At 65.6% G+C, this 26,267-nt stretch carries 22 protein-coding genes, 1 tRNA gene and 1 pseudogene; 13 read left to right on the forward strand and 11 right to left on the reverse strand.

The genetic code is table 11. The features are described 5' to 3' along the window. Nucleotides 1-54: 54 nt before the first annotated feature. From RDV64_RS08240 to RDV64_RS08260, 5 genes are all read left to right on the forward strand, one after another. On the forward strand, nt 55-1,680 hold the full coding sequence (locus RDV64_RS08240; RefSeq protein WP_309198795.1) for a methyl-accepting chemotaxis protein: 1,626 nt from the start codon (nt 55-57) through the stop codon (nt 1,678-1,680). A gap of 89 nt (nt 1,681-1,769) precedes the next feature. Next, complete coding sequence (locus tag RDV64_RS08245; protein ID WP_309198796.1) at nt 1,770-2,618, forward strand: ABC transporter ATP-binding protein; 849 nt, start codon at nt 1,770-1,772, stop codon at nt 2,616-2,618. A 24-nt stretch (nt 2,619-2,642) separates the two neighbouring features. After that, nucleotides 2,643-3,872 (forward strand): AMP-binding protein, encoded by a 1,230-nt coding sequence (locus RDV64_RS08250; protein WP_309198797.1) that lies wholly within the window; start codon nt 2,643-2,645, stop codon nt 3,870-3,872. 107 nt (nt 3,873-3,979) lie between these two features. Beyond that, nucleotides 3,980-4,369 carry a 50S ribosomal protein L19 gene (gene rplS / locus RDV64_RS08255; protein ID WP_309198798.1) on the forward strand — a complete coding sequence of 130 codons (390 nt, stop codon included), beginning with the start codon at nt 3,980-3,982 and terminating at the stop codon, nt 4,367-4,369. Nucleotides 4,370-4,482: 113 nt separating this feature from the next. Further along, entirely contained in the window at nt 4,483-5,274 is a 792-nt protein-coding gene (locus RDV64_RS08260) for a thermonuclease family protein (RefSeq protein WP_309198799.1), read from the forward strand. Nucleotides 5,275-5,288: 14 nt separating this feature from the next. On the opposite strand, the gene dapF is transcribed toward RDV64_RS08260, so the two are convergent. Both dapF and RDV64_RS08270 read right to left on the reverse strand, forming a co-directional pair. Beyond that, a complete protein-coding gene (gene dapF / locus RDV64_RS08265) occupies nt 5,289-6,143 on the reverse strand; it encodes a diaminopimelate epimerase (protein ID WP_309198800.1) in 855 nt (284 codons plus the stop codon). Beyond that, complete coding sequence (locus RDV64_RS08270; protein WP_309198801.1) at nt 6,140-6,715, reverse strand: L,D-transpeptidase family protein; 576 nt, start codon at nt 6,713-6,715, stop codon at nt 6,140-6,142. Before RDV64_RS08270 ends, dapF begins: the two co-directional genes overlap by 4 nt. 97 nt (nt 6,716-6,812) lie before the next feature. On the opposite strand from RDV64_RS08270, the gene RDV64_RS08275 reads away from it, so the two are divergent. Beyond that, complete coding sequence (locus tag RDV64_RS08275) at nt 6,813-7,514, forward strand: response regulator transcription factor (RefSeq protein ID WP_309198802.1); 702 nt, start codon at nt 6,813-6,815, stop codon at nt 7,512-7,514. Continuing rightward, complete coding sequence (locus RDV64_RS08280; protein ID WP_309198803.1) at nt 7,511-7,960, forward strand: cyclic nucleotide-binding domain-containing protein; 450 nt, start codon at nt 7,511-7,513, stop codon at nt 7,958-7,960. The genes RDV64_RS08275 and RDV64_RS08280 overlap by 4 nt, the downstream gene beginning before the upstream one ends. 164 nt (nt 7,961-8,124) lie before the next feature. Here RDV64_RS08280 and RDV64_RS08285 read toward each other — a convergent pair whose 3' ends face one another. Continuing rightward, entirely contained in the window at nt 8,125-10,245 is a 2,121-nt protein-coding gene (locus tag RDV64_RS08285) for a diguanylate cyclase domain-containing protein (protein WP_309198804.1), read from the reverse strand. A gap of 221 nt (nt 10,246-10,466) precedes the next feature. Between RDV64_RS08285 and RDV64_RS08290 the strand changes: the two genes are divergently transcribed. Together RDV64_RS08290 and RDV64_RS08295 are read left to right on the forward strand one after the other, a co-directional pair. Then, the gene (locus RDV64_RS08290; RefSeq protein WP_309198805.1) at nt 10,467-12,194 is read left to right on the forward strand and encodes a type I secretion system permease/ATPase; all 1,728 of its coding nucleotides are present in this window, start codon (nt 10,467-10,469) and stop codon (nt 12,192-12,194) included. After that, a complete protein-coding gene (locus RDV64_RS08295; RefSeq protein ID WP_309198806.1) occupies nt 12,194-13,357 on the forward strand; it encodes an HlyD family efflux transporter periplasmic adaptor subunit in 1,164 nt (387 codons plus the stop codon). Before RDV64_RS08290 ends, RDV64_RS08295 begins: the two co-directional genes overlap by 1 nt. A gap of 4 nt (nt 13,358-13,361) precedes the next feature. On the opposite strand, the gene RDV64_RS08300 is transcribed toward RDV64_RS08295, so the two are convergent. From RDV64_RS08300 to RDV64_RS08315, 4 genes are all read right to left on the reverse strand, one after another. Next, on the reverse strand, nt 13,362-15,167 hold the full coding sequence (locus RDV64_RS08300; RefSeq protein ID WP_309198807.1) for a monovalent cation:proton antiporter-2 (CPA2) family protein: 1,806 nt from the start codon (nt 15,165-15,167) through the stop codon (nt 13,362-13,364). Between the two features lie 70 nt (nt 15,168-15,237). Continuing rightward, complete coding sequence (locus RDV64_RS08305; protein ID WP_309198808.1) at nt 15,238-16,248, reverse strand: patatin-like phospholipase family protein; 1,011 nt, start codon at nt 16,246-16,248, stop codon at nt 15,238-15,240. A gap of 14 nt (nt 16,249-16,262) precedes the next feature. After that, complete coding sequence (locus tag RDV64_RS08310; protein ID WP_309198809.1) at nt 16,263-17,186, reverse strand: endonuclease/exonuclease/phosphatase family protein; 924 nt, start codon at nt 17,184-17,186, stop codon at nt 16,263-16,265. A 6-nt stretch (nt 17,187-17,192) separates the two neighbouring features. After that, a complete protein-coding gene (locus RDV64_RS08315; protein WP_309198810.1) occupies nt 17,193-17,972 on the reverse strand; it encodes a 3-hydroxybutyrate dehydrogenase in 780 nt (259 codons plus the stop codon). A gap of 173 nt (nt 17,973-18,145) precedes the next feature. On the opposite strand from RDV64_RS08315, the gene RDV64_RS08320 reads away from it, so the two are divergent. After that, the gene (locus RDV64_RS08320) at nt 18,146-19,504 is read left to right on the forward strand and encodes an AarF/ABC1/UbiB kinase family protein (RefSeq protein ID WP_309198811.1); all 1,359 of its coding nucleotides are present in this window, start codon (nt 18,146-18,148) and stop codon (nt 19,502-19,504) included. On the opposite strand, the gene RDV64_RS08325 is transcribed toward RDV64_RS08320, so the two are convergent. Then, nucleotides 19,501-20,415, reverse strand: a complete 915-nt coding sequence (locus RDV64_RS08325) for a homocysteine S-methyltransferase family protein (RefSeq protein WP_309198812.1) — start codon at nt 20,413-20,415, stop codon at nt 19,501-19,503. The two genes, RDV64_RS08320 and RDV64_RS08325, sit on opposite strands and share 4 nt — an antisense overlap. A 225-nt stretch (nt 20,416-20,640) precedes the next feature. On the opposite strand from RDV64_RS08325, the gene RDV64_RS08330 reads away from it, so the two are divergent. From RDV64_RS08330 to RDV64_RS08340, 3 genes are all read left to right on the forward strand, one after another. Further along, a tRNA-Met gene (locus RDV64_RS08330) sits at nt 20,641-20,717 on the forward strand. 480 nt (nt 20,718-21,197) lie between these two features. Further along, the gene (locus tag RDV64_RS08335; protein WP_309198813.1) at nt 21,198-22,160 is read left to right on the forward strand and encodes a LysR family transcriptional regulator; all 963 of its coding nucleotides are present in this window, start codon (nt 21,198-21,200) and stop codon (nt 22,158-22,160) included. Further along, nucleotides 22,048-23,117 (forward strand): IS3 family transposase gene (locus tag RDV64_RS08340; RefSeq protein ID WP_309199460.1). Its coding sequence is split into 2 segments (ribosomal slippage): nt 22,048-22,255 and nt 22,255-23,117, totalling 1,071 coding nucleotides; the frame shifts between segments, so codons are not numbered across the junction. Before RDV64_RS08335 ends, RDV64_RS08340 begins: the two co-directional genes overlap by 113 nt. A gap of 407 nt (nt 23,118-23,524) precedes the next feature. Here the strand turns inward: RDV64_RS08340 and RDV64_RS08345 are convergent. From RDV64_RS08345 to RDV64_RS08355, 3 genes and pseudogenes are all read right to left on the reverse strand, one after another. Then, nucleotides 23,525-24,514 carry a hypothetical protein gene (locus RDV64_RS08345; protein ID WP_309198814.1) on the reverse strand — a complete coding sequence of 330 codons (990 nt, stop codon included), beginning with the start codon at nt 24,512-24,514 and terminating at the stop codon, nt 23,525-23,527. Between the two features lie 420 nt (nt 24,515-24,934). Next, nucleotides 24,935-25,908 (reverse strand): annotated as a pseudogene (locus RDV64_RS08350) (MFS transporter). 9 nt (nt 25,909-25,917) lie between these two features. Next, nucleotides 25,918-26,178, reverse strand: a complete 261-nt coding sequence (locus RDV64_RS08355; RefSeq protein WP_309198815.1) for a metal-sensing transcriptional repressor — start codon at nt 26,176-26,178, stop codon at nt 25,918-25,920. Nucleotides 26,179-26,267 lie beyond the last annotated feature (89 nt).

Here is a 26,267-nt window from a genome sequence, read left to right on the forward strand (position 1 = left end):
CGGGGGGCGCCTGCTGACCTCAGCCCGCCGTCATTTCAAACTCAGGATGGTTCGATGCGAGAAGAGGCAGGTCAGCTGACCGAGAGCCCGCTGCGGGCGCCTGCTGACGAAATGCTGTGCGCCGCCCGCGCGCGCTTTGCGAGAGCGCTGATCGTCTTTTTCTGGGCGCATCCGCCCATCGTTCTGGCCGTTTCGCTCGGCAGCGGTCAGCCGCTCGGCGCGACCATCGTGCTGACGGTCCTGGCTTCTGCCATCGCGGGCGCAGCGCAGTTTGCCCGCTGGCGCTGGGGCGTTGAACCAACCGCCCGCCATGTGTCCGCCGCATGCGGGATCGCGCTGACCGGCGTGTTGATCGCCGCAGCCAGCGGCACCCCCTACCAGAACGACATGCATATGTACGTTGTGGTGATGGTCGGCGTGATGATCGGCTGGTGCGACTTCAAGGTCTTCATCACCACAACGGCTGTGGTCGCCGCCGGCCATCTCGCCGTCAATGTCGTTGCGCCGCATTTCGTCTTTTCGGATGGGGCGGCTTATATCCGCCTCCCTCTCCACGGCGCCATCGTGCTGGTCCAGGTCCTGTTCCTCGTCCCGGCCACCAGGTGGCTGGCGGCTGCGCTGCATGACGCTGAAGCAAGCGGCAACGCCGCGAGGGCGCAGGCGGCTGCCGCCACCCGCGAGCTTGAAGCCAACTTCGCCGCCGAAAAACACCGCCAGGCCGCGATCAGCGACCTCATCCTCGACTTTCGCAAGGAGGCTGACAATTCGGCGCAGGCTGTGGTCCGCGAAACAGGTGCCATGGACAAGGTCGCCAGGATGCTGACCGAAATTACCGCAGACGGGCAGGAGAAGCTCGAAGGCGTGCGCGGCAGCGCCGAAGCGGTCGAGGCCGAAGTGGGCACGGCGCGCGCAGCCAGCAACACGATGACCGGAGCGTCGCGAAACATCCGCGGCAACATCGACGGCGCCGTCCTCCACATGGCCGACGTGATGCGCCAGACCGAGGAAAGCGCCGAGGCGGTGCGCGGTCTCGTGGAGGCCAGCAACGAGATGAACGGCATTCTCGACGTCATCCGGTCGGTCTCCGAACAGACCAGCCTGCTTGCCCTCAACGCCACCATCGAGGCTGCCCGCGCCGGCGAGGCCGGCAAGAGCTTCGCCGTGGTCGCCGCCGAAGTGAAGGGCCTTGCCGAGCAGAGCGGGAAGGCAACCGACACCATCGCCAGCCGTCTGACCGCCTTGGGCAACTATACCGAAGAGGTTGTCGAGAAGATCCGCCGCATCGGCCAGTCCGCCGCCAAGGTCAACGAAAGCTCCAGCGCGGTTCTGGGCGCCGTGGAGGAGCAGACCGAAGCCAGCACCGCCATGGAGCACTCGCTGTCCGAAGTGGCTTCGTCCGTCGACCGGTCGATCCAGTCGGTGGAGGTGCTTTCAGGGGTGATGGACAGCGGAGCGCAGGCGGCCGGCCGGGTCGACGAGGTGGCCCGCAGTGTCTCCACCCTGTCCCACGCCATGCACCAGGCCATCGCCATGCTGCTGGCCAATGTGGAGAAGCACGAAGCGGGCGAGGGGCCGGACGGCAAGGGCACCCACGGCTATCTCGACCCGGACGCCCCGGCGCAGATGCACTTCCCCTCGCATGCGAACCGCAACCAGCAGGCCAGCCACCGGGCTGCCTGACGGGCGGAGGGGCGGTCCGCGCACCATCTGTACACTGGCGGTTGTGTTGAACTACGCTGACAGGCCCGGTTCCGGAGGAACGCGCCTCGATGTCGACTGCCGCAACGTCCCCGATGCCCGCGCCGTCTGCCGCAGACGCCGCGATCCTCGATGTCGCCAACATCGAGGTGATCTACGACCATGTGATCCTGGTACTGAAGGGCGTTTCGCTGCAGGTGCCCCAGGGCGGCATCGTCGCGCTGCTGGGTGCCAACGGGGCCGGAAAGACCACCACGCTCAAGGCCATCTCCAACCTCCTGCGGGCCGAGCGGGGCGACGTGACCAAGGGCTCGATTCACTTTGCCGGCGAGGAAGTGCAGGCGCTGTCGCCCAACGCGCTGGTCACCCGCGGCTGCATCCAGGTGATGGAAGGCCGCCACTGCTTCGGCCACCTCACCATCGAGGAAAATCTCCTAACAGGCGCCTATACGCGGCGGGACGGCTGGGGCGCCATCCGCGCCGATCTCGACAAGGTGTACGCCTATTTTCCGCGGTTGAAGGAACGGCGCAGCAGCCAGGCCGGCTACACCTCCGGCGGCGAGCAGCAGATGTGCGCCATCGGCCGCGCGCTGATGAGCCGGCCCAAGATGATCCTGCTGGACGAACCCTCCATGGGCCTTGCCCCGCAGCTGGTGGAGCAGATCTTCGAGATCGTGCGGGAGATCAACGCGGCGGAGGGCGTCTCATTCCTCCTGGCCGAGCAGAACACCAACGTGGCCCTGCGCTACGCCACCTATGGCTACATTCTGGAATCCGGCCGTGTGGTGATGGACGGCGACGCCAGCCGCCTGCGCGAAAACGACGACGTGAAGGAATTCTACCTTGGCGTTGCCGGCGAGGGCCGCCGCTCGTTCAAGAACGTGAAGCATTATAAGCGGCGGAAACGCTGGCTGAATTGAACCCGGCTGGATCGGACATGCGCCATGACTGACCATTATGATGCCAGCGAAACCCGCACGCCCGCGGCGCGGGAAGCCGCGCTGATGCGGGCGTTGCCGCAGCTTCTTGCGACCGCCAGGGCGAAGGCGCCGCGCTGGCGCGCGCATCTGGCGGAAGTCGACCCGGCAAGCGTGACGGATCGCCAGGCGCTCGCCGCCCTGCCGGTGATCCGCAAGGCCGACCTGATGGCAGCGCAGGCCGAGGCGCCACCCTTCGGCGGCTTCCTGATCGTGCCGGAGGGGCGGCTCACGCGGATCTTCCTGTCACCGGGGCCGGTGCTGGTCCCGCAGGGGCCGGAGTTGGACCCGTGGCGGGCGGGCCGCGCGCTGTTTGCGGCAGGGTTTCGCAAAGGCGAGCGGGTTGCCAACACCTTCGGCTATCATGTGACGCCGGGCGCCTTCATTCTCGAAAGCGGGCTGAAGGCGCTGGAATGCCCGGTCTTTGCCGCCGGCCCCGGCAGTCCCGACGATATGTTGCACACGCTCGCCCGCGTCGGCGCCACCGCCTATTGCGGCGTGCCGGACTATCTCAACATCCTCCTGGAACGTGCGGAGGCGGCGGGGCTTGCCCTCGGCTTCAACAAGGCACTGGTGTCGGGCGCAGCGCTGCCGCCAGCGCTGCGGGAACGGATCGAGGCGCGCGGCGTGACGGTGGCGCAGTGCTACGCCACGGCCGATCTCGGCGTCGTCGCCTACGAGAGTGCGGCGCGGGACGGGCTGATCGTCAACGAAGGGCTCATTCTGGAGATCGTGCGGCCGGGCACGGGCGAGCCGGTGCCGGACGGCGAAGTGGGCGAGGTGGTGGTCACCCGCTTTTGCGACACCTACCCCATGCTGCGGCTTGCCACGGGAGATCTGTCCGCGGTGCTGCCCGGGCCAAGTCCCTGCGGGCGGACCAACATGCGGCTGAAGGGCTGGATGGGCCGGGCCGACCAGCGCACCAAGGTGAAGGGGATGTTCGTCGATCCGGCGCAGATTGCCGAGATCGCGCGCCGCCATCCGTCCATCACCAGGGCGCGGCTGGTGGTGACCCGGGCCGACCACGTCGATGCGATGACCCTGCGTGTGGCCGGGCCGGACCCGGAAGAAGCCGGCGCAATTGCCGGAACGATGAAGGCGCTGACCAGCCTCACGGGCACGGTGGAGGTGGTTCCGGCGGCGGAACTTCCCAACGATGGCAAGGTGATTGCCGATGAAAGACCCGTCGAGGGCTGAACCCCCTCGACAAACCCGTCCGCGAACACTATTGAACCAGCCTTGGCTTTCAAGCATGGAATGGCTCAAGCGCGCTCGCCCCGCCAGCGCGATGGGAAACTAGCGACATGAACATCATCGACGAGCTCAACGCCGAGCAGATGGCGACCATTACCGAGAAGCGGGCTCTGCCTGCTTTCCAGCCCGGCGACACGGTGCGCGTTGGCGTGCGTGTGACCGAGGGCACGCGCACCCGCGTGCAGGCCTACGAAGGGGTGTGCATCGCCCGTTCGGGTGCCGGCCTCAACGAGAATTTCACCGTCCGCAAGCTCTCTTACGGCGAAGGTGTGGAGCGTGTGTTCCCGGTCTTCTCGCCGATGATTGAGGGTGTGGACGTTGTCCGCCGCGGCAAGGTGCGGCGTGCAAAGCTCTACTACCTGCGTGGCCGCACCGGTAAGGCTGCCCGTATTGTCGAGCGCAAGGAAAAGCGCCCCGAGCCGGCCGCAGCACGCGGCTGAGCCTACGGCGCGCGGCTTGCGGACCCCGTTTCGCCGCTCATTCCAGGCCATTGACGCTGCCGGGCTTCGGGCTCGGCCGGCGTCTTTGCGCGTTCTGACGGGCCGGCGGTAGAATGCGCGGCGCTTTTGCAGCCTTGCTGATGCTGGTCACCGCAGTTCTTCTGTGGGCTGCGTGGAGCTATGGCTGGAGCGCACTGACAAGCCTGCCGCACCGCGACGAGGTGCGCACCGCGTCCGCCGAGGTGCGCGACATGGTGGCGCGCCAGCCGGTTGAGGTTGGCCGCCCCGCGAATGCCGGCCCGACGCGGCGCTCGACGGCCAATGACAGCGCTGCGCCCGCAACGGGCGATGGCGAGGGCAACCGCATCCGCTTCGTGGAGAAGGACGGCATCGTCGGTGTGCGCATCGAGGGGCCGCTGGAGCGGGCGCCGTCCCGCGTCGAGACCGAACCCGCCGACGTTGCGCTTCAGGCCGCGCCCGTGGAAACGCCGGATGTTTACCGGCTGGTGGTGATCGAGTCCGCCGGTGTCATCAACGCCCGCACCCACAAGATCCGGCTTGCCCACGTGGACGCGCCGGTGGAGACCGCGTCGTGCACGCGTCCGAACGGCGATGTGTGGCCATGCGGCATGCGGGCGCGCACCGCCATGCGCCGGCTGATCCGCCGCCGCGCCATCGAATGTCACGACCTCAAGCCCGTGGACCTCGAGGCGCCGCTGCGCCTGGCGTCCTGCGAGGTCGCGGGGACCGACCTTGCACAGTGGCTGGTGGAACAGGGCTGGGCCGAGCCTGCCGGTGGCGCGCCCGACGCCTGGCGCGCGCTCAACGAGTCCGCCAAGGCCGCGCAAAAGGGCATCTACTCCATCGATGCGCGTCGGGGAGGGGTGCCCGGCATCCCGCGCTGACACGGGCGAACCCGTCAGGCGGCGTCGCTGGTATCGCGGACGAAGCCGCCTGCCGTGATGGTGCCCGCATACTCAAGCTCGAACGGGCCTTCCATCACGATCCGCCCGCTCGACACGTCGATCGAAAGCGGGCCGCCGGGAAGCTCGATGGTCACCGCCGGGCCGGTGCGGCCGAGGCGGTGGGCCAGCGCGCCGATGGCACACGCTGCGGTACCGCACGCCCGCGTCGGCCCCACGCCGCGCTCCCACACGATGGCGCGCAGCCGGTCCGGCCCCGCATCCTCCACAAACGAGATGTTGGCTCTTTCCGGGAAGGCGGGGTGATGCTCCAGCGCCGGGCCCACCTCGGCGAGCGGGACCTCGGCCAGCGAGGGGACGAAAAACACCGCGTGCGGGTTGCCGACATTGGCGCAGGCGGCGAGCCCGAAGCGGTCCGCAAAGCCGGGCAGCGCCAATGCCTGGGCATCGGCAGCCGTATCGGCGAGGGGGATGGACGCAGCGTCGAACCGGGGCTTGCCCATGTCCACCGCAATGCGGCCCGCTGCGCCGCGCCGGGCGGTCATCGTTCCGCCCAGGCTGTCGATGGCAACGGCCGGGTCGCCGGTCTCGTCCAGCAGCAGCGCGGCGACGCAGCGGGCGGCGTTGCCGCAGGCCTCCACCTCGCCGCCATCGGCGTTGATGATGCGCATGGTGGCGGCGGCATCCGCGCTTTTGGGCGGCGCGATCACGATGAACTGGTCGAAGCCGATGCCGCTGGCGCGCGGGGCAAGGCTGGCGATGCGTTCCGGCGACAGGGCAAACGGCACCGTGCGGGCATCCACGACCGCAAAATCGTTGCCAAGGCCGTTCATCTTCAAGAATGCGGTCATCGTGCCCTCATCGGCCGCGGCGGAATGCCGATCAGATAAGGACCCATCGGCACAATACCACGGCGCCATACGGCGGCGGGGAAGGCAAGGCAACCTTCCGTGGGGGTGAGCGCAGGGCGGGCCACATGAAAAAAGATGGCAGAGCCCGCGCCGCGCACCCGCGGCGTGGCGTTGTGGTCGGTGACGATGACGTGATCGTAAAGGGCATCATCCCGCAGGATCGCTTCGTGCGACATGGGAGAAGGGTGCGGTACGGCGCGGTTGTAATGCTGGCTGCCGGTGTCGTCGCACCAGCCGTCGCCGGGGCGGATCAGGCGCCAGGGCAGCGGTGAGGGGCACGGTTTGCGGCGCAGCAGCGTGCGCGGCGTGAGGCGCCCGCGCGGGGTCGCACCGTCGCCCTCCCGCTTGACCGCAGCGATCCCGCTGCGGCCCATGGCGACAATGAAGGTGCGTCCGCCGCATGAGACGATCGCCTGGGTGCGCGAGGTCGGCCGCGGCCGAACGAGGGCAGGGGGCCAACGGGTCGCCCGGCGCGGCACGGCGAACGGGCCGCGCGGATCAACTCTGTTCACATTCTTTTTCATTGTGTGAGGCAAAGTAACGCTCGTTTGCAGGGGGGTGCACTCCCACTCTAGGGAGAGTGTCCCGAAAGGGCGAGGGAGAGCAGACGTGAACCAGCGCACCATTCTTATCGTCGACGATGACGACGACCTTCGCGAAGGCCTTGCCGAACAGATCGGCCTTTACGAGGAATTCACGGTGGTGACGGCGGACGGGGCCGGCGCCGGCATCAAGGCGGCCAAGGACAACGACGTCGCGCTCGCCATCGTCGACGTGGGTCTGCCGGATCTCGACGGACGCGAAGCGGTGCGCCTGATGCGGGCCAACGGCTTCAAGGCGCCAATCGTCATGCTGACCGGGCATACCACCGACTCCGACGCCATTGTAGGGCTGGAGGCCGGTGCCAACGACTATGTGACCAAACCCTTCCGCTTTGCGGTCCTCCTGGCACGCATCCGCGCGCATCTGCGGCAGTTCGACCAGAGCGAGGACGCAACTTTCACGATAGGCCAGTATACTTTCAAGCCGGCCGGAAAGCTCCTCCTGGAAAGCGACGGCCGCCGCGTCCGCCTGACCGAAAAGGAGACGGCCATCTTGAAATATCTTTATCGGGCCGGGGAAAAATCCGTCACCCGGGACGTGCTTCTGCACGAGGTGTGGGGCTATAATTCGGGCGTGACCACACATACCCTGGAAACCCACATCTACCGCTTGCGCCAGAAGATGGAGCGCAATCCGGCTTCCGCCGAACTTCTGGTGACGGAAGGTGGCGGATACAAGCTTATGCCGCGGGCGGCGCACCCCGAGTGAGCCTTGCACGAACACTTGCCGTCATGCGGAACGTCCCGTTTCTCAGCGTCCTGGGAGACGAGGCGCTCAAGTTGCTCGCGTTTGGCAGCGACCCTGTCAACCTGCGTGCGCGCCAGAGCCTGTTTGATGCCGGCGACGATGCCAATGGCGCTGTGCTGGTGATGGGCGGTCAGCTCCGCCTCATCCCGGCCACCGACGGGTCTTCACCGCAGGTCTATTCGGTGGGCAGGCTGGTGGACGAACTGGCGTTGATCATCCCGTCCCAGCGGACCGCAACCGCCATCGCGCAGACCTCTTGCGAAATCATTCCCCTCCAGCGCACGCAGATGTTGCGCATCCTGGACGAATATCCGGCAGCGGCACGGCGCCTTCAGGCCATCATCGCCAGGCGAAACGCAACCTTTCTGGCGGATGTGGAAGGCGTGTCGAGCCGGCTGCGGCACTAGCGCTCGGCGCCATGAACGGCATGCGCTGCGTGGGGCTTCAGCCGGCCCGGCGCGGCCGCAAGCGCCCTTGAACATGCCCGGCATGTCTCGCGGGCACCTGTCTGGACGGCGATTTGGCCGGGGCATGTGCAGCGCATCGGTTTTGATGGCCGTGCGGAAATTGTTCAGGCCATTGCGTTGATGTTGCCGCTCGGCCTGTCGCTGCCCTCGTTTTGCAGCATTTCGGTCAGCGCTTCGAAATCCATGGCGCGGCAGAAGTAGAAGCCCTGGCCGAGCATGTAGCCGAGCGATCGAAGCCGCTTCAGCTCGCCCTCGGTCTCGATTTCGGTGGCGACCAGCTGGATGCCCAGCTGCCCGCACGTTTCGATCATCCCGCCGATGATTGCGGCGGCGCGCTCTTCCACATTCGGATGTGTCAGCGTCGCCTTGTTGGCCTTGATCTGGCTCACGCGCAGCGATGCCGATTCCACCAGCGCTTCGAACCCGGCAGCCAGGCTATCGAAGCCGAAGGTCACGTTCTCCTTGAGCATCCGCTCGAAGGTCGGCGCCACGTGGCTGGGCAGAAGGCGCAACGGGTTCTGCTTCAGTTCCAGAACAAGCTCCGTCCCGTCTGTGGAGGATTCCTCAACAAAGCGCTTGAGCGCCTCCATGTAGGTGAGGTTGTGCATCTCGCGGGGGGAGAGGTTGAGGCACAGGGGGACGCGCTTGCGGGTGGGTTCGTCCAGCGTGGACCATTTCGCCTGAAGGTGCTGGAGGATCAGGAGCCCCAGCTGTGGTGCGAGATCGGCATCCTCGAAGGCGGGTTTCAGCATGGTCGCGCTGAGGATCTGGTCGGCCTCGTCTCGCCACCGGGCCAGGACTTCCACGGAGGCCACGCGGCCGGTCCTGAGGTCGAACACCGGCTGGAAATAAGGGGCAATGGCGCCCGCTGCGATCGCCTCGCGGATGCGGCGGAACTGGGATTCCCTGCCCTCGCGTTCGGCGCCATGGCTTGGATCGTAGATGGTGCCGCGCTCGTCGGCCTCTTCCTTGGTGCGGAACAGCGCAATGTCGGCGTTGCGGTAAAGCTCGCGCTCGTTCTCCGCGTCGCGCGGGAAGACGGCGGCGCCCATGGAAAGTTTCACCGGGATCGGAATGTTGCGATAATTGAAGTCGATCTCCGCGGCGAGCAACAGGCGCTCCAGCGGGCGGCTGAGGTCCTCGGCGGTGCTGAGATCGCTGACGATGATGGCAAATTCGTCGCCGCCGAGCCGGGCCAGCGTATCCCCCTGCCTGAGCTGGGCCGACAGCCGGTCTGCCACGGTTTTCAGGACCCTGTCGCCCGCTTCGTGGCCGTACACGTCGTTGATGGACTTGAAGTGGTCGAGGTCGATCAGGATGAGGCCGACCGACTTGGCCTGCCGCTGCGCGACCCCAATGGCCGAGTCGAGCCGCTCCTGGAACAGCATCCGGTTCGGAAGGCCGGTCAGCGCGTCGTGGTTGGCGGTCCACCACAGGCGCAGCTCGGCCTCCTTCACATCCGTGATGTCCTGGAAGATGCCGAACAGCTGATCCTCGCCGCCCTCGCCCTTGATGACGTTGCCGACGCTGCGCACGGTGCGCAGCTCGCCATCGGCACGCCGGAACGGCAGAACGAAGCTGAACCCGGTCCCGTGCTCAATCGCCTGGTTGATGTTGTTGCGCACCAGCCCGCGGACCTCTTCGGGAAAGAAATCGAGCGACGCTTCCATCGACGGGGTGAAACTGCCGCGCTCCACACCGTGAATCTGGTAGGTCACATCCGACCAGGTTGTGGTCTCGGAGCTGAAATTATATTGCCAGAGGCCGATTTCGGCCATCATCTCAAGGCCGCGGATGACGGTATCGGACCGGGCTGCGGCCTGTTTTGCGACGGTGAGTTCGCCGAGGGTGCGCAGCGTGTTGAAGAGCGTCTCCACCGACTGTTCGATGGAAACGCGCGACTGTGTGCGGGCGTCGATCCACTTCAGAAGAAGGATTGTGGGCTGCGATCCGCTGTCATCGACGAACACGCTCCAGTCATCCGCGCCGCGGACGATGGAATCCTTTGACTGCGCACTGCTGGACAGAAGCGTCTCGAGCCAGCGACCGTCAAGCTCGGTGGAGCCCGCGGTCCCAGAGGTGATGACCCGTTTGCCGGACGAGCGGATCAGAGCCGCGCCCTCTGCGGCGACGGCGGCGCGGGTCAGGTCCAGCAGCTTGGTCTCGCGGTATTCTGCCGTCATCGCCGCTTGTTTCTCCAGTCCCGGCACGTCTTTAACAAGCATCGGGGTCTTCGATTTCCCGTGCCTGCCGGCGCGGATCATGCGCCTGTCACTGGCCATGGTCGCCAACATAGCCCGAGAGTCGTACACAGGTCGCGTGAAACATGAACCAGCCTTCTCCTAACAGGTGACTAACACAATATTGAATTGCGCTTGCGTGAAAATTATAAACGACTGATATTGCACGCAATATGGTTGTCCGTCCAGGGGAATCGAGGTCGATTATGGCCACCAGGTCCAATCCAGTTTCCGAAGCTGTCAGGCAATATCGCTATGCCTTCGGCGCCATATTTTCATTTAGCCTCCTCATAAATTTGCTGATGCTTACCGGCCCGCTGTTCATGTTGCAGATTTACGACCGCGTGCTGGTCAGTCGGCATGTAGAGACATTGGCCGCGTTATTCCTGCTGGTGATCGGACTATATGCGGCCATGGCTCTCCTTGAGGTTGTGAGGGCGCGCATCCTCTCCCGGCTGGCGGCGCGGCTGGACAATGTGGCCGGCCGGCCCGCGTTCCTGCGCACCGTTCTTTGTTCCGGCATGCCGGCAGATGCAGGCCGCGACGCGGTGCGCGACCTCGACAGGGTGCGCCAGTTTGTCTCGTCCAGCGCGATGGCCGGGCTGTTCGACATGCCGTGGCTGCCGATCTATCTCGCAATCGTCTACCTGATCCACCCTGCGCTTGGCCTCCTGGCCACCGCTGGTGCGGTTGTCCTCCTGGTGATCGCGCTGGTCACGGATCTTGTGACCCGCCCGCTGGTGCGGCAGGCCGGCTCGCTCTCGGGCGAGCGCGCGGCGATGGTGGAGTCCGGCCGCCGTGGTGCAGAGGCGCTGACGGGCATGGGCATGGAAGACGCCATCGGCCGTGTGTGGGACCGGCTCAACGCACGCTTCGTGGATGCCACAGCGCGCGCGGGCGATGCGGTCGGCCTGTCGGCAGTGCTGTCGAAGACGTTTCGCCTGTTCCTCCAGTCCGCCATGCTGGCGCTGGGCGCGTATCTGGCCATCGGCGGTGCGATTTCCGCCGGTGCAATGATTGCAGCGTCCATCATCATGGCGCGGGGGCTTCAGCCCGTGGAGATGGCGGTGCAGAACTGGCGCCACATGCTGGGCGCGCACGACGCTTATTCGCGGCTGAAGCTGGCGACCAGCAGCGCGCCCCTTGCGGCTGCGGTGGCGCTTCCGGCCCCGCGTGCGGCGCTGCAGGTGGACAATCTCAGCGTCTCGCCGGGCGAAGGGGCTGCCGCGACGCTGACCGGCGTGAGCCTTGCGGTGGAGTGCGGCACGGCGCTGGGCGTGATCGGCCACTCGGGCTCCGGCAAGTCCACGCTGGCGCGGGCGCTCGTCGGCGTATGGCCGGCGCAGGAAGGCACCGTGATGCTGGACGGGGCGCCCCTCCCCCAGTGGATCGCACGGGGCGAACATGTGGGCTACCTCCCGCAGGACGTGGAGTTGATGGACGGGACGGTGGCGGAAAACATCGCCCGGTTTCAGGACGCTGCACCCGACGATGCGGTGGTTGCCGCAGCAATGGCGGCGGGCTGTCACGCGCTCATCCTGTCCCTGCCGGACGGGTATGGCACACGCCTCGGGGGTGGTGGGCGCACCCTGTCGGCCGGTCAGCGCCAGCGGATTGCGCTGGCGCGGGCGCTTTACGGCGATCCGTTCCTCCTGGTGCTCGACGAGCCCAATTCCAACCTCGACGGTCACGGCGATACGGCGCTCAATCGCGCCATTCTGGGCGCAAAGGCGCGCGGGGCGGCGGTTGTGGTTGTGGCGCACCGGCCGTCGGCGCTTTCGGCCATGGACCGGCTGGCGCTGATCGAGAACGGGGCGCTGACCGAATGCGGGCCGCGCGATGTGGTGCTGAAGGCGCTGATGCGGCGGGACAAGACCGCCGCCGCGCCGCGTGCGGAGGCCGCAGATGCCACCGGCAGCGGGGCCGGCGCGTGATGAATGCGGCACGCACGATAACCAGTCTGCGGCGTACCATCTGGTTCGGTGTGCTGGTTTCGGTGCTCCTCGCCTTCGGTGCGGGGGGATGGGCGATGACGGCGCGTCTCGCCTCGGCCGTCATCGCGCCCGGCACGTTGGTGCTGGCCGATGGCGCCGCCATGGTGCGCGCGTCTGTGGGGGGCGCGGTGGCGTCCGTTGCCGTGCGCGACGGCGACAGTGTTGCGGCGGGCGACGTGCTCGTCGAGTTGGCCGAGGCGGGCCGGGCGCGCACCGGCGCGGCGCTCAACCGTGCCATTGCGGAGCGCCAGGCGAAACTGGCGGCCCTCGTTGCCATGCGGGACGGGGCGGAAACGCTTGTCACCCCGCGCGGCTTCACCGGGGCGCCCGCCGAGGCAGCGGCTTTTGCAGAGGCGCGGCGCGCGCTGGCTGCCGGGATCGAGGCCCGCGCCGCACTCAAGGCCGCGGAACAGACCCGGCGGGACGCGCGCGCGGCGCAGATTGCGGCACTCAAGGCGCAAGCAGAGGTCGAGCGGAGCACGGCGCTGGCCGCGGAGATCGCCGAAGCGCAGGCCGCCGATGCGGATGCCGCTCTCGCCTTCTTGCAAAGCAGCCAGGCCCGGCGCGCGGCGCAGGACGAGGCGATCGCGGCGCTCAGGACCCGGCTTGGCGAACTTCTGGCGCAGCGCGACGCGGAGGCCCGGACAATGGCGGCGCTCGTGCTGCGCGCGCCGGTGGCGGGCACCGTGTTCGAGCTTGCGGCCACCGGACCGGGCGGGCTGGTGCGCGCGGGCGAACGGGTGGCAACCATCGTGCCGGACGGCGCGCCGCTCATAGTCGAGGCGCGGATCGACCCCCTGTCGGTGGACGAGGTGCATGTGGGGCAGGCAGCCTCAGTGTCGCTCGATGCGTTCAACACCCGCACCGTTCAACCGCGGGAGGGCACGGTGATCTTCGTGGGCGCACAGACGAGCCGCGCCGATGGCAACGGTCCGCCCTTCTACACGGTGCGGATCGCGTTGCCGCCGGAAGCCGGCGATGCCGGTACGCTCCGGCCCGGCATGCCGGTGACGGCGTTCATCACCACCGGCACGCAGACGGCGGCGGCCTATCTCCTGCGGCCGCTGACAGACCAGATCGCACGCGCCTGGCGGGAAGGCTGAGCGCCTACTCCGCGGCGGCCTCCTTGCGGTCGTTCTCGCCCACATCGTCGAAATTGGTGTAGGGTTCCGGCGTCACCTCGCGCCACTTGGCGTGGCCCTCGGCCAGACCTTCGATGCGTTGGTATTCCAGGCGGTCCCGGTCGCGCTTGCGCACCAGCACCTCGGCCTCCTTCGCCGCGTCGGCCTCGGCGCCAAGCGCCACCAGCGCATCGCGCCCGAAGCGGAGCGCGGAATCGAAGGTCTCGCGGCGCTGGTAGTCCACCTTGTGGTCGAACAGTGTGAGCGCGTGCCGCCTGTCGTAGGCGCGGGCGAACACAAGAGCTTGCGTGAAATGCGCCTTCACGAGGTCCACAACGGTGGTGGCGCAGGCCGCCGGCGCAACGCACACCATGATGATCCGGGCGTGCTCGGCCCCGGCGGCGCGCAGCACGTCGAGCCGGCGGCCATCGCCATAATAGACGCGGTTGCCGAAGCGCTGAGCCTCGGTGACGCGCTCGGCGTCGTTGTCCAGAAGGGTCGGCGTGTGGCCGCCGGCCAGCAGCATCTGCGAGACCAGCTGCCCGAACCGGCCGAAGCCGATCACCAGGATCTCGCCGTCCGCGCCATCGAAGTCCTCCGCCGGTTCGGCCTTGATGTTGGGGCGGATCAGGATTGGCGTCAGGAATTTAAGGAGGAGCGGGGTCGTCACCATCGACAAGATGACGGTGGCGATAAGGAGGCTGGAATCCTCCGTGGTCATCACCCCCTGGGATGCCGCGGCACTGAACAGCACGAAGCCGAATTCGCCGCCTTGCGACAGGAGCAGCCCGGTCTTGGTGGCGGTCATGTGGTTTTCGCCGAAACCGCGCGCGAGGCCGTACACGATGAGCCCCTTCAGAACCACCAGCGTGATGACACCGCCGGCCACCAGAAGCAGGTTGTCAGCCACCAGCGGCAGCTCGATGGTCATTCCCACGGACAGGAAGAAGAGACCGAGAAGCAGGCCGCGGAACGGCTCGATATCGGCTTCAAGCTCGCGCCTGTAATTGCTTTCCGCCAGGAGCACGCCGGCCAGGAAGGCGCCCATCGCCATGGACAGGCCGACCGATACGAGCGCGGTTCCGGCAGACAGGACGACCAGCAGCGCGGCGGCCGTCATGATCTCGCGGCCGCCGAAGCGGGCGAGAATCCGGAACACCGGCGACAGCAGGTAGTGGCCGACGAGGATCACCCCCCCCACTGCGAGGACGGCCTTGCCGACCGAGACGAGCATTGCGGCGCCGTCCAGCGGCTCGTCCCCGCCGCCGGGCGCGAGGAAAGTCACGATCAGGAGCAGCGGGACGATGGCGATGTCCTGCATCAGAAGGACGGCAAAGGTCTTCTGCCCGTATTGCAGGCCCATGGCGCCGCGCTCTTCGATGATCTGGATCACCAGCGCGGTGGAGGACAGCGCAAGGCCGAGGCCGGCGACCAGTGCGACCTCCCACGGCCGGCCGGCAACCAGCAGCGGATAGATCATCAATAAGCCTGAGCAGACGATGATCTGCAGAAGGCCAAGGCCGAATATGTCCCGCCGCATGGACCACAGGCGGTTCGGGTTCAGCTCCAGCCCGATCAGGAAGAGGAGGAACACCACCCCCAGCTCGGCAAATTCGAGGATCGCTTCGGGCCGTTTGGTGATGTCCAGCATGGACGGGCCGAGGAGCACGCCGGCCGCCAGATAGCCCAGCACCGCGCCGAGCCCGAACCGCTTGAACAGCGGCACGAAAACAACCGCCGTCGCGAGAAACGCGATGACGATCATGAGCTCGGAAGCGTGGTTCTCGTCCATGCGTGTCTCCAGAAGCGGGCCGGGTCAGGGTCTGCCCCGGCGGGGGCCGTGCGTGTCGGCTGAAACGGGTTCAGTCGAGTTCTTCGTCGAGGTCGAGCGTGTCGCGCTCGCCAATGTCGTGAAGGTGCCGTTCGAGCCAGTGTTCAGCAGCCCGGCGTCCCATTTTATAGAGATGCTCGAGGAATTCCCACTCCGCATTCATCTTCGAGGATGCCGATAGCGGACGCAGCTCTTCGGCAGCAATCCGGTGCAGGCGAACGCGCATATATTGTTCCGGATGCAGCTTGCCTTCCTCGATCAGCCGGGTGACGAACCGGACGGCGCGCAGCTCCTTGAGCAGCGATGCGTTGAAGGTGATCTCGTTGACGCGGTTGACGATTTCGCGCGCTGTGAAGGGAATTTCGGTTCGCTCCACCGGGTTGATCTGGACGATGACGGTGTCCGCCGTGTCCGTTTCGTAAAACAGCGGATAGAGCGGCGGGTTGCCCATGAAGCCGCCGTCCCAGTACGCCTCGCCGTCGATGACCACCGGGGCGAACATCTGCGGAATGCAGGCCGAGGCCAGCAACGCATCCGGCGTCAGCTCGCTGTGCGGGAAGATGCGCACGCGGCCGTTGCGCACGTTGGTGGCTGCCACGAAGAGCTTGAGGTCGATGCACTGCTTGAGCAGCGAGAAATCCACGTGCTTGTCGACAATGGGCGACAGCGGGTTGATGCCGAGCGGGTTGGCAATGGCCGGGGACACCAGCCGGGACGCAATGTCCATGGCGATATAGGCGGGCGACGCGTCGAGGCTCCAGTTGCCCATCAGCATGTCCATCGCGCTGCGCCGCAGCGGGCTGAACCTTGCCGCCTCGCTGGTGTCGAACCAGAAGGCTCGCAGTGCGGCAATCGCGGCCGGCTTGCCGCCCTTCATGTAGCCGGACATCATGACGGCGGCGTTCATGGCGCCGGCCGAGGTGCCGGTGACGCCGTCGATGGCGACCTCATCGCTTTCCAGAAGAACCGTGAGGACGCCCCATGTGAACGCTCCGTGGGCACCGCCCCCCTGGAGTGCGACATTGATCTTCTTCGGCGCCATATCGATCACTCTCTTCAGGGGGTGGGGGTGAGGTTCACCAGCACGGGTGAATGGTCCGAGGCTGTGGGCGGAAGTATCGCAGCGGCAACGCCAAGGCCGGGCGTGACCAGAATGTTGTCGATCGGGAGGCCGGCAAGGCGCGTCAGCCAGCCCGGCAGCATGGTCGGCCAGGTGGTGCCAATGCCGCCCACCGGCTCGGTCCCGGCAGCGCGGGCATAGGCGCGCAGGTTGGCGCTCCACGGTGCCGCGTTGAAATCCCCGGCAATGACGGTGGGTGCGCGCAAGCCGTTGAGGGTGGGGGCGACAATCTCGACCTGGCGTTGCTGCGCGTGCGGCCACGGCCAGGACAGGTGCTGCGACACCACATTCAGCGTTCCGTCGCCGAACGGCACCGCGCGTGCCATGAAATTTTCCTGCGGGATGCAGACATCGGGCGCCGCGGCGAAGGGAAGGCGGGAGAGGATCGCCACGTCGCCGACGCGGCGGGGCGTTTCGCAGCGCGTGCGGTGGGGGTAGTTGAGCGCCGCCAGCGTCTCCCAGTGCGCCGGCGTCACCTCCTGCAAGGTCACAATATCGGCGTTGCTGTCCGATATGGTGCGCATTGCTGCCGTAAGGTCCGCATTGAACAAGAGGTTCATCTGCAGGAGCGTGACCCCGGGCGTCCCCGTGCCGGCACTGGCCTTTGCAGTCGGATTATTGCCGAGGGGCAGCACGTATGGCGCCACGGAGATGAAGGCCGCGAGCGCTGCGACCAACCCGGCGGCGGCGATGCGGCGGGCCCCTGCCAGTGCCGCAAGCGCGGCAAGGCCGAGTGCCACGAGCAGCACGTGCAGCCGGAAATGGCCGATACTGTCGAACGCAGGGTGGATGCGGCCCAGAAAGCCCGCCGCAAGCACGGCGAGCACCAGAACCATCAAAGCTGTCAGAAACGAACGCATGGCGATTTATGCAGCCGTCCAGCCACCGTCCATCGGCAGGATCGCGCCGGTGATCGACTTTGCCGCGTCCTGGCACAGGAACATGGCGAGGGCCGCCACCTGCTCCACGGTCACGAATTCGCGCGTGGGCTGGGCTGCGAGAAGAACGTCGCGCTTGACCTCCTCTTCGGTGATGCCGCGGGCCTTTGCCGTGTCCGGGATCTGCTTTTCCGCGAGCGGGGTCCACACATAGCCGGGGCAGATGGCGTTGGCGGTGATGCCGTGCTCGGCCACTTCCAGCGCCACCACCTTGGTGAGGCCGGCAATGCCATGCTTGGCGGCGACGTAGGCCGACTTGGCCGGCGATGCGACCAGCGCATGGGCCGACGCGGTGTTGATGATCCGGCCCCAGCCCCTCGCCTTCATCAGCGGCACGGCGTGCTTGGTGGTGTGGAAGGCGGACGAGAGGTTAATCGCGATGATCGCATTCCACTTCTCGTCCGGGAAATCCTCGATCGGGGCGACGTGCTGGATGCCGGCGTTGTTGATGAGAATGTCGACGCTGCCGAGCTTGTCGTTGGCCTCGGCGATCATGGCGGCAATCTCGGCGGGTTTGGTCATGTCGGCGCCGGAGTAGACCGCCTTGACGCCCTTGGCCTCCAGCTTCGCGCGCTCCGCCTCGATGGCATCGGCATCGCCAAAGCCGTTGATCATCACGTTGACGCCGGCGTCGGCCAGCGCGGTGGCGTAGCCAAGGCCGATCCCGGATGTCGACCCGGTGATGACCGCGCTCTTTCCCTTCAGCATCTCGATACTCCAGATTGTCACTTTGAGGCGGCGTCAGGCGCACGCCATGTTGCGGCGCAACAAATAGCACGTCATCGCGGCGATGGCAGGCCCGGATTTGGACGGCCGCGTCAATAGTGCGGGCGCCCTTCGCCGTTTTGCGTCCTATATTGCGGGCGAACGAGGGGACGACGATGGACGCAGAGCGCAACAGTTTCACCGGCCGGGCCAGTCGCTACGCGCGGGTCAGCGGCAACATGACGGGCGTTGCGGCAAAGATGCTGGGCGCGCGCCTGATGGGCGGCACGCAGGACCACGACAAGAACGCCATGGAAATCACCAAGGCGCTGGGCAACCTGAAGGGGCCGCTGATGAAGGTGGCGCAGCTTCTGTCCACCATCCCCGACGCGCTGCCCCCCGAATACGCCGCCGAGCTTGCCTCTCTGCAATCCGATGCGCCGCCGATGGGCTACCCCTTCGTCAAGCGCCGGATGGCGGCCGAGCTTGGCCCCAACTGGCTCCAGCGGTTTTCAGCGTTCGAGAAGGCGCCGGCGGCTGCCGCCTCGCTCGGACAGGTCCACCGCGCGCGGACGCCGGACGGGCAGGACGTCGCCTGCAAGCTCCAGTATCCCAACATGGATTCGGCGATCGAGGCGGACCTCAAGCAGCTCGGCTTCGTGTTCCAGCTGCACAAGCGGATGAAGTCCGGCATCGACACCTCGCAGATCAACGCCGAGATCGCCGACCGCCTGCGCGAGGAGCTGGACTACGAGCACGAGGCGAAGGCGGCGAAGCTCTACGCCATCACCTTCGCCAACGACCCGACGGTGCGCGTGCCGACCGTGGTGGACGACCTGTCCACCCGCCGCCTCCTGACCATGGGCTGGCTGAACGGCAAGCGCCTGCTCGACTACAAGACGGCGCCGCTGGAAGTGCGCAACCGCATCGCCGCGGCCCTCTTCCGCGCCTACTGGCACCCGTTCGCCGACATTGCGGTGATCCACGGCGACCCGCACCTCGGCAATTACACCGTGTTCGAGGAAGACGGAGAGCCCGCCGGCATCAACCTTCTCGACTATGGCTGCATCCGCATCTTTCCGCCGTCGTTCGCCGGCGGCGTGATCGATCTTTACGAGGGCCTTCTCCACGGCGACGACGAGCGCGTGGTCCACGCCTACGAGGTGTGGGGCTTCAAGGGCCTGTCGCGCGAGCTGATCGACGTTCTCAACGTCTGGGCGCGCTTCATCTACGGGCCGCTTCTGGAGGACCGGGTTCGCTCGCTGGCCGACGGCACCAAGCCCGGCGAATACGGTCGGCGCGAGGCCTTCTCCGTGCACAAGATGCTGAAAGAGAAGGGGCCGGTGACGGTGCCGCGCGAGTTCGTGTTCATGGACCGCGCCGCCATCGGCCTCGGTGCGGTCCTCCTCCATCTGGGCGCGGAGCTGAACTTCTACGAGCTGTTCCAGACCGAGCTTGCGGCCTCCCCGCGCGAGGGCCAGGCGGACCGGCAGGCGGCAGCGCTCGCCGCCTCCGGCCTCGCCCCAACGGTTTAGGCCGTCACGCGCGCTGCAATCTCGCGGATGTGGCGGATATCGGTGCCGCAACATCCGCCGACCACCTTGAGGTGCGGCAGTTTTTCGCCCAGCGCACGGTAGGCGGCGCCCAGCGCCACTGGGTCGCCGAAGTCGAGCGCCGTCGCGGCATCGAGCTCCGCATGCGAACAGGTTGAGGCGTTGGCACGAATGCCGCGCACCCGCGCCGCGACCTCGGGGCCGAGCACATGCTCGAAGTGCGCCGGGTGGGCGCAGTTGATCATGAAATACGCGGCGCCAGCGTCCGTCTCCCGGTCGGTGCGGGCGATTGCCTCTGCCAGCGCCTCGCCGCTCGGCAGCACGCCGTCGGTCTCCACCGTGAACGCGATCGCTGCCGGGATGCCGGCTTTCCTCGCCGCGCGGACGATTCCGATGGCTTCGGCGGAACTTGTCATGGTCAAGGCCGCCACAATGTCCGCCCCCGCCGCGGCAAAGCTTTCGACCTGCGGCGCGTGGTAGGCCTCCGCCTCGGCCGGCGTCATCGCATCGCCGGCGACATAGCCGTCGCCCCGCGGGCCGATCTGGCCGGACACGACGGTCGGCACGGTGGGGTACTGCTCGGCGACCTTGCGGCCGAACGCGATGGCGAAGCGGTTCACCCGGTCGAGCGCTTCGGCGCCATAGCCGACGGTAGCGCCCCATTCGGCGTTGGCGCGCCAGGTGGCGGCCTCCACCACAAAGCCCATGCCGTGGTCGCGCGCCACACCGAGGTGCTCGGCGTAATAGCGTTCAAGCCGATCCCGACCCTGTGCATTATCGTATAGCGGGAATGCAGCGAAGGATGGCAGTTCGTGCCCATCGAGAAAAAGGAGGGTGGTTTCCAGCCCGCTGTCGGTCAGGTAGGTGAGCTGTTCGTGGAAAAGATAAGTCATTGTAAAACCTGAAGAAAATTGGAAATATAACGGATCCGTCGCGGTCTCCGTGGCCTTCAAATAGGTACGCTCTGGCGCGTGTTGAAGTGCACGCTCGGATTGATTCCCCTGCCGATGAATCAGTCTTTTGCCTCGTGATTGCGCATTTATGACAAACAAATGTCTGTCGCCCCCTTTCGCTCCGGAGCAGGGCTTGCTAGATGACCTCCAGCCGCAAGGCGTTGGCGCGGGGTGGAGCAGCCCGGTAGCTCGTCAGGCTCATAACCTGAAGGTCGCAGGTTCAAATCCTGCCCCCGCAACCACGCCAAATACCTGTAAAATCACCGCTTTCTCGGCACCTCGAACCAGATGACCGTGGAACCGGCGGTGCTGCCGGAATCATACCGGAATCACTTGGCGGTCATTAAGGGCTTGGTGTATCAGCTCTGTCCGGCCGCCAATTGACTGGCTGTAGGTCGCGAGCTTGGATCCGGTCTCGGCAGCGACCTCCTTATTTTGCCCGCCGGCTGTTTAGCCATGGTGATCTGTGGGACTTCAGGCGCGCTGTCCGCAGCGTGCCCGCAGACCTTGGGTGGGTCTCGACGCTCCTCATTCGGTGCAGCAGAGCTTTGCAAATGGTGTTCTGACAATAGTGCACCGCCCGACGACGGGGAGCACGCGCGATGGGTTGTATGCACGAGCATCCTCGCCGCTAGCGCGTAGCCGCAACTGGCACGAAACATGCCTGCAGAATCGCGAGGAAATGGATCGGCCAGCACGAGCTCTCAAACTCAAGGGCCGCTGTGGAATTGCGTCAGCTTCGCTATTTTGTGGCGGTTGCAGACCACGGCAGTGTGCGTGCCGCGGCCGATTTTCTAGGCGTGCGGCAACCGTCGGTGAGTCACCAGATCCGCAAGCTCGAAAAGCGGGTCAACATCAACCTTTTCGAACGCATCCCGCGCGGAATGAAACTCACGCAGGCCGGGAGTAAGTTGCTCCACTCGGCCCGCTACATTGTTCGCGATGTCGATCGCGCGTTGCACGATGCTGGACGCGCGAGCGAGGTCAAAGTTGGCGCGCTGTCGCTCGGCTTCTACACGTCGCTTTGCAGCGGCCCGCTGCGTGAGACGCTCGCCGAGTTTCGTGCCTATTCACCGGAGGTGCGCCTGGAACTTCACGAAGGCAGTCCACCGGATCTTCTCAACGCACTCCGGGACCGACGGATCGATCTCGCCTTGACTGTCCTCGAGGTTTCTGCTCGGGAATTTGAGACACAATGGCTCTGGGATGAACACTTGGTCGTCGCGGTGCCAACGGGCCACGAGATTGCACAACGCGAGGCTCTCACCTGGGCGGAAATCGCAACCCTGCCGCTTGTTGTCAGGACATGGTCGACTGGGTCCCTCGTTTACAATTTTTTGTCGGGCCGGATCGCGGCAAACGCCTATCTGCCGGCTGATCAGCACTTCGTCTCCCGCGAAGCGTTGATGGGGCTGGTGGGGATCGGCGCCGGGGTGACTGTGCTGGGCGCCTCTGGGGCGCAAGCCTCCTATGACGTTGCCCCTTGGAATGTCCTCGGTCTGAACTGGACTCCGTCAGAAGGAGACGGAGATGAAGAAGAGCCGCTTCAGCGAAGAGCAGATCATCGCGGTCCTGAAGGAGCATGCCGCGGGGATCGGTGTGTCGGAGCTGTGCCGCAAGCACGGGATCAGCGACGCGACGTTCTACACGTGGCGCAAGCGCTACGGCGGAATGGAAGTGTCTGAAGCCAGGCGGCTGAAGGCGCTGGAAGATGAGAACGGCCGCCTGAAGAAGCTTCTCGCCGAACAGATGCTCGATGTGGCGACGCTGCGGGACGCTCTGGGAAAAAACTTCTGACGCCCAGCGCACGGAGAGGCTTCGTGAGTTGGGCGATTGAAAAGAAGGGGTATTCCCAGCGGCGCGCCTGTGCCCTGATCGGGATGCATCCAAGGACTTACCGCTACCGGTCGCAGCGGCCGGACGATGCGACGGTGCGCCAACGCCTGAAAACGCTGGCGAACGAACGGCGCCGGTTCGGCTATCGGCGGCTGCATATCCTTTTGCGGCGCGAGGGTATCGAGGTGAACCACAAGAAGCTGTTCCGCCTATACCGCGAGGAGAGGCTGAGTGTACGACGGCGCGGCGGCCGAAAACGTGCCATCGGAACGCGGGCGCCAATGACCTTGCCGCGAGGACCAAACCAGCGCTGGAGCCTCGACTTTGTCTCCGACCAGCTCAGCGACGGGCGCCGCTTCCGTGTGCTGGTGGTGCTCGACGACTTCACCCGCCAGTGCCTGACGCTCGTTGTCGACACATCACTGTCGGGGGCTCGCGTGGCACGGGAACTCGACCGCCTGATCGTCAGTCGCGGCAAGCCGCTCACGATCGTCAGCGACAACGGCACCGAGCTGACCTCCCATGCCATCCTCGAATGGCAGGAGGACCGCCGCGTCAATTGGCACTACATCGCGCCCGGCAAGCCGATGCAGAACGGCTTCGTAGAGAGCCTGAACGGTCGCTTCCGCGATGAGTGCCTCAACGAGCATCTCTTCCGCAGCCTTCCGGGCGCTCGCCGCATCATTGAGGAATGGCGCACCGACTACAACCACGACAGGCCGCACACCAGCCTGGGCGGCCTCACCCCGAACGAGTTTGCAACCCGGTCCCGATGGGACCACAACACGAACAGAGTCCAGCTATGAGCGGGGACACTTCTGGGGCAACGTCAAGCGTCACCATCTGGGAACTGGCTTAGTGGCTGAAGGGGCGCCATCCAAGAGCGGGAGGTACGGAAGCCGCGCCGGGATGGCCGGCCGCCCGAGCCTCAAGGCCGGCTCAGAAGCGTCTGCTCAACTCGGACAGTACCGGTTCAACGCCCGGTTTGGCGCACCTGGCTGGGGAAGCCGATCAGACGGGGCGCTTCTTCGCTTTCTCCGCGCTGCTTCTGGCGATCGTGCCGGCAGGAAGCTGCGAAGCACCTTGCGGGCTTTACGCTCGCCCGTTGAATGTCCGGTTGTCCCAATGGGCTATGCCCAATCAAAACGCCGCGGGGACAGGTCAAGAAATAACGAAAGCAATTGATCGATACCGACGATGAGTCGCGCCAGGTCTACAACCAGAACACCATGTCAGACACCTGATATTCCGCTCCGACAAGGACGGGGTCGCCGTAGGGATATGCCCGAAGCCGTTCGACAACACGTGCCATCATCGGCCCTTGGTTAAGGACCGGGAAAATGACATTCGGCATCGCCCGGTCGTCTCCAAAATCCATAGCGTTTGTTCTATCAATCAACGGCTCCTCGCGAGAGCCGGAGATAAAGTAGTTCAGGTGACGCAGTGCGACGACGGCATCCACGTTGGGAAAGGCCAGCGGCTCTCCCGACCCATCTTTGGCGTAAGTGTTCGCGGTCAACAACCCTGACTCCGCGTTCATCAGTACGGAAATCGGTTCGTAGATGAAGTCATCCCAAACTATTACAAGCATCGACGTGGTGAGACCATCATGAAAGTCCGCGAACTTTGCATCGGCATCCTTCAAGAAGCCAAGGATTTGGTTGTCGCGCGGGAGGGTGGTCTCTCCGTCCAACAGCGTTTCCGCGGTACGTCGCCCGACCACACTCCTGTACGAGAGTTGGTTGGGGTTGGTCGCCCGATTGCGGATGTGCGTCAGTTGGCTTGGCGTCTTCACTTCGATCACAAACCGGTCCGCTTCAGTCGTGACAAGCAGCTCCGGCCTCTTGCCCCCGCGTCTCACCTGTGGCTCTTGCTCGAACGTCGTCCCTTCGGGCCAGTTTGCCGTTACGATGCGCTCGATCACAAGGATCTCGCTCATCTTCTGAAGGAGTTGCTCGTAGTGAGGTTCGTACCGGTCCCGACCGCCGATCGAAAGCAACTCGCCGAAGAGCGTCGTACCAATGCGCGGAGCCGCCCGGTCGATTGCCATGCACGAGCGGACGATGGCCATCCCAAAAGGGGTCGGTCCGTTCGAGAAGTGGTAGCCGAACCAGTGCCAGCCAGTGGACTTCAGGCCCCGCCACATCTGCATCATGTAATCGCCGAAGGCATCGACCTGAGCAGCTTGGTCTTCGGCGTGCATAGGCATCGCTCCGAATTGTTTTCAAGGCCCAATGAGATGGTATGGGATAGTGGACATCGCCAGGCTTCCGTGATGGACCGCATACGACCGGCTCTACGAACATCTTGGCGCAAGTGATGATCCGAACCTACGCGACCGATTGCGACATTGCCGAGTGCTGGAACGCCAACGCCGATCAACGGACCGCGAACGTGTGCGCGGTTTACGAAAGATACAGCGATCTTTTCTCATGGCCCGCGTTCGACAGCAAATCAGTCAAGTCGCGCAAGAGGCCCGCATTGTCCGCTGAGCGCCAAAGCAGAGGGCGCTGGCATAGCCGTTCCTATCCACGGATCTGAAGGCCCGCTTTCGCCCCGCGAACACAAACGTGGATTCGCCGACAAAGGCCCGGTTCTGGCGCGTTCTTTTCCTGATCTGCGATCAAAGTCGTGAGGCCCAGCGCGGGTGGTCATCATCGACCACAAAGGCGTGCGCATGTCGCCGTTTGCCTTTTAGATGCGGGTGATCGAGCGGCAGCTTGTCGTGAATATGCTCGAAGGTCTCGGGATCCTCGTGCGGCCAAAGGCGCAGTGCCGCCAGGGCGCCTGCCGCGGCAAGTGCCGCCAGAGCTGTGAGTGCCGTCACGGGGCCGAACGCGGTCATCATCCACCCCGCGAGCGGATAGGTCACCAGCCAGCATGCGTGGCTGAGCGCAAATTGCGCGGCGAAGAGTGCGGGGCGGTCCTCAGGATGAGATGAGCGGCGTAGAAGAGCCGCGGCGTCGCGATATAGATGCGGATGCCTCGTGTGGTCCTGTCGTAGACCCCGCGCGGTTCCGATGGTTTTGGGTTGGGCAGCACAACTGACATAACGAGAAGCGCGGAGGCCGCGAACCCTGCGACAGTACCGAGAAAGAGCGCGTTGTAGCTCAGCACCGCGAGCAGAAGGGCCGCCAGCGTTGGACTAACGATGTTCTCAAGGTCATAGGCAAGGCGCGAGAGCGACAAGGCCCGCGTGTAACGCTCCTCCTCTGGCAGCACGTCGGGGATGCTGGCCTGAAAGGTCGGCGTGAAGGCGGCAGACGCCGACTGGAGCAGGAAGATCAGCACGTAGATCTGCCAAACCTCGCTCACGAGAAGCAGGCCCAGCGCAACGCTGGCTCGCACGAGATCGAGCGCCACCAGGAGCGCCCTGCGCGGCACCCGGGCGGCGAACGCCCCAGCGATCGGCGCGATGCACACATATGCGATCATCTTAATGGTGAAGACCGTTCCGAGCACCATCGCCGCGCTGTCGCCCGCGAGGTCAAAGGCAAGTAGCCCCAGAGCGACCGTGGCGAGCCCTGTGGCGAGCAGCGCGACGACCTGCGCCGCGAAGAGGTGGCGATAGGTGCGGTCTGCAAGGATCTCCAGCATCGGTGCCTCTTAAAGGTAGCGCGCGATCGTCCTTAACTCGTCGCGGTCGGTCTTGGAGCCTTCCGCGTCCAGACAGTGGTCCATGTGATCGTGAATGAGCTCTCGCTTTGCGTTTGCGATCGCTTTCTCCACCGCCAGCAGCTGTTGGGCGACGGCGAGGCACGGCTTTCCCGCCTCGATCATCGCGATGACGGAACGCAGATGCCCGTCGGCGCGCTTCAGCCGGGCAATGATGGCGGGGTGGCTTGCGTGGAGATGGCGCTCTGTCATAGGCTGACGCTATCCTCCCCGGGAGGATCGAACAAGACGTTGTGTTGTGTAAGCGCCTGGCTGCGACAGACAGGGATCATCGGTGAGAC

Origin of the sequence: Acuticoccus sp. MNP-M23 (assembly GCF_031195445.1) — a bacterium.
Taxonomy (GTDB): domain Bacteria; phylum Pseudomonadota; class Alphaproteobacteria; order Rhizobiales; family Amorphaceae; genus Acuticoccus.

Excerpts from the sequence above, each read along its gene's own strand:
- RDV64_RS08240 (WP_309198795.1), top strand. The coding sequence starts at position 55 with ATGCGAGAAGAGGCAGGTCAGCTGACCGAGAGCCCGCTGCGGGCGCCT.
- RDV64_RS08245 (WP_309198796.1), top strand. The coding sequence starts at position 1,770 with ATGTCGACTGCCGCAACGTCCCCGATGCCCGCGCCGTCTGCCGCAGAC.
- RDV64_RS08250 (WP_309198797.1), top strand. The coding sequence starts at position 2,643 with ATGACTGACCATTATGATGCCAGCGAAACCCGCACGCCCGCGGCGCGG.
- rplS (WP_309198798.1), top strand. The coding sequence starts at position 3,980 with ATGAACATCATCGACGAGCTCAACGCCGAGCAGATGGCGACCATTACC.
- RDV64_RS08260 (WP_309198799.1), top strand. The coding sequence starts at position 4,483 with ATGCGCGGCGCTTTTGCAGCCTTGCTGATGCTGGTCACCGCAGTTCTT.
- dapF (WP_309198800.1), bottom strand. The coding sequence starts at position 6,143 with ATGACCGCATTCTTGAAGATGAACGGCCTTGGCAACGATTTTGCGGTC.
- RDV64_RS08285 (WP_309198804.1), bottom strand. The coding sequence starts at position 10,245 with ATGCTTGTTAAAGACGTGCCGGGACTGGAGAAACAAGCGGCGATGACG.
- RDV64_RS08290 (WP_309198805.1), top strand. The coding sequence starts at position 10,467 with ATGGCCACCAGGTCCAATCCAGTTTCCGAAGCTGTCAGGCAATATCGC.
- RDV64_RS08295 (WP_309198806.1), top strand. The coding sequence starts at position 12,194 with ATGAATGCGGCACGCACGATAACCAGTCTGCGGCGTACCATCTGGTTC.
- RDV64_RS08300 (WP_309198807.1), bottom strand. The coding sequence starts at position 15,167 with ATGGACGAGAACCACGCTTCCGAGCTCATGATCGTCATCGCGTTTCTC.
- RDV64_RS08305 (WP_309198808.1), bottom strand. The coding sequence starts at position 16,248 with ATGGCGCCGAAGAAGATCAATGTCGCACTCCAGGGGGGCGGTGCCCAC.
- RDV64_RS08310 (WP_309198809.1), bottom strand. The coding sequence starts at position 17,186 with ATGCGTTCGTTTCTGACAGCTTTGATGGTTCTGGTGCTCGCCGTGCTT.
- RDV64_RS08315 (WP_309198810.1), bottom strand. The coding sequence starts at position 17,972 with ATGCTGAAGGGAAAGAGCGCGGTCATCACCGGGTCGACATCCGGGATC.
- RDV64_RS08320 (WP_309198811.1), top strand. The coding sequence starts at position 18,146 with ATGGACGCAGAGCGCAACAGTTTCACCGGCCGGGCCAGTCGCTACGCG.
- RDV64_RS08325 (WP_309198812.1), bottom strand. The coding sequence starts at position 20,415 with ATGACTTATCTTTTCCACGAACAGCTCACCTACCTGACCGACAGCGGG.
- RDV64_RS08345 (WP_309198814.1), bottom strand. The coding sequence starts at position 24,514 with ATGCACGCCGAAGACCAAGCTGCTCAGGTCGATGCCTTCGGCGATTAC.
- RDV64_RS08355 (WP_309198815.1), bottom strand. The coding sequence starts at position 26,178 with ATGACAGAGCGCCATCTCCACGCAAGCCACCCCGCCATCATTGCCCGG.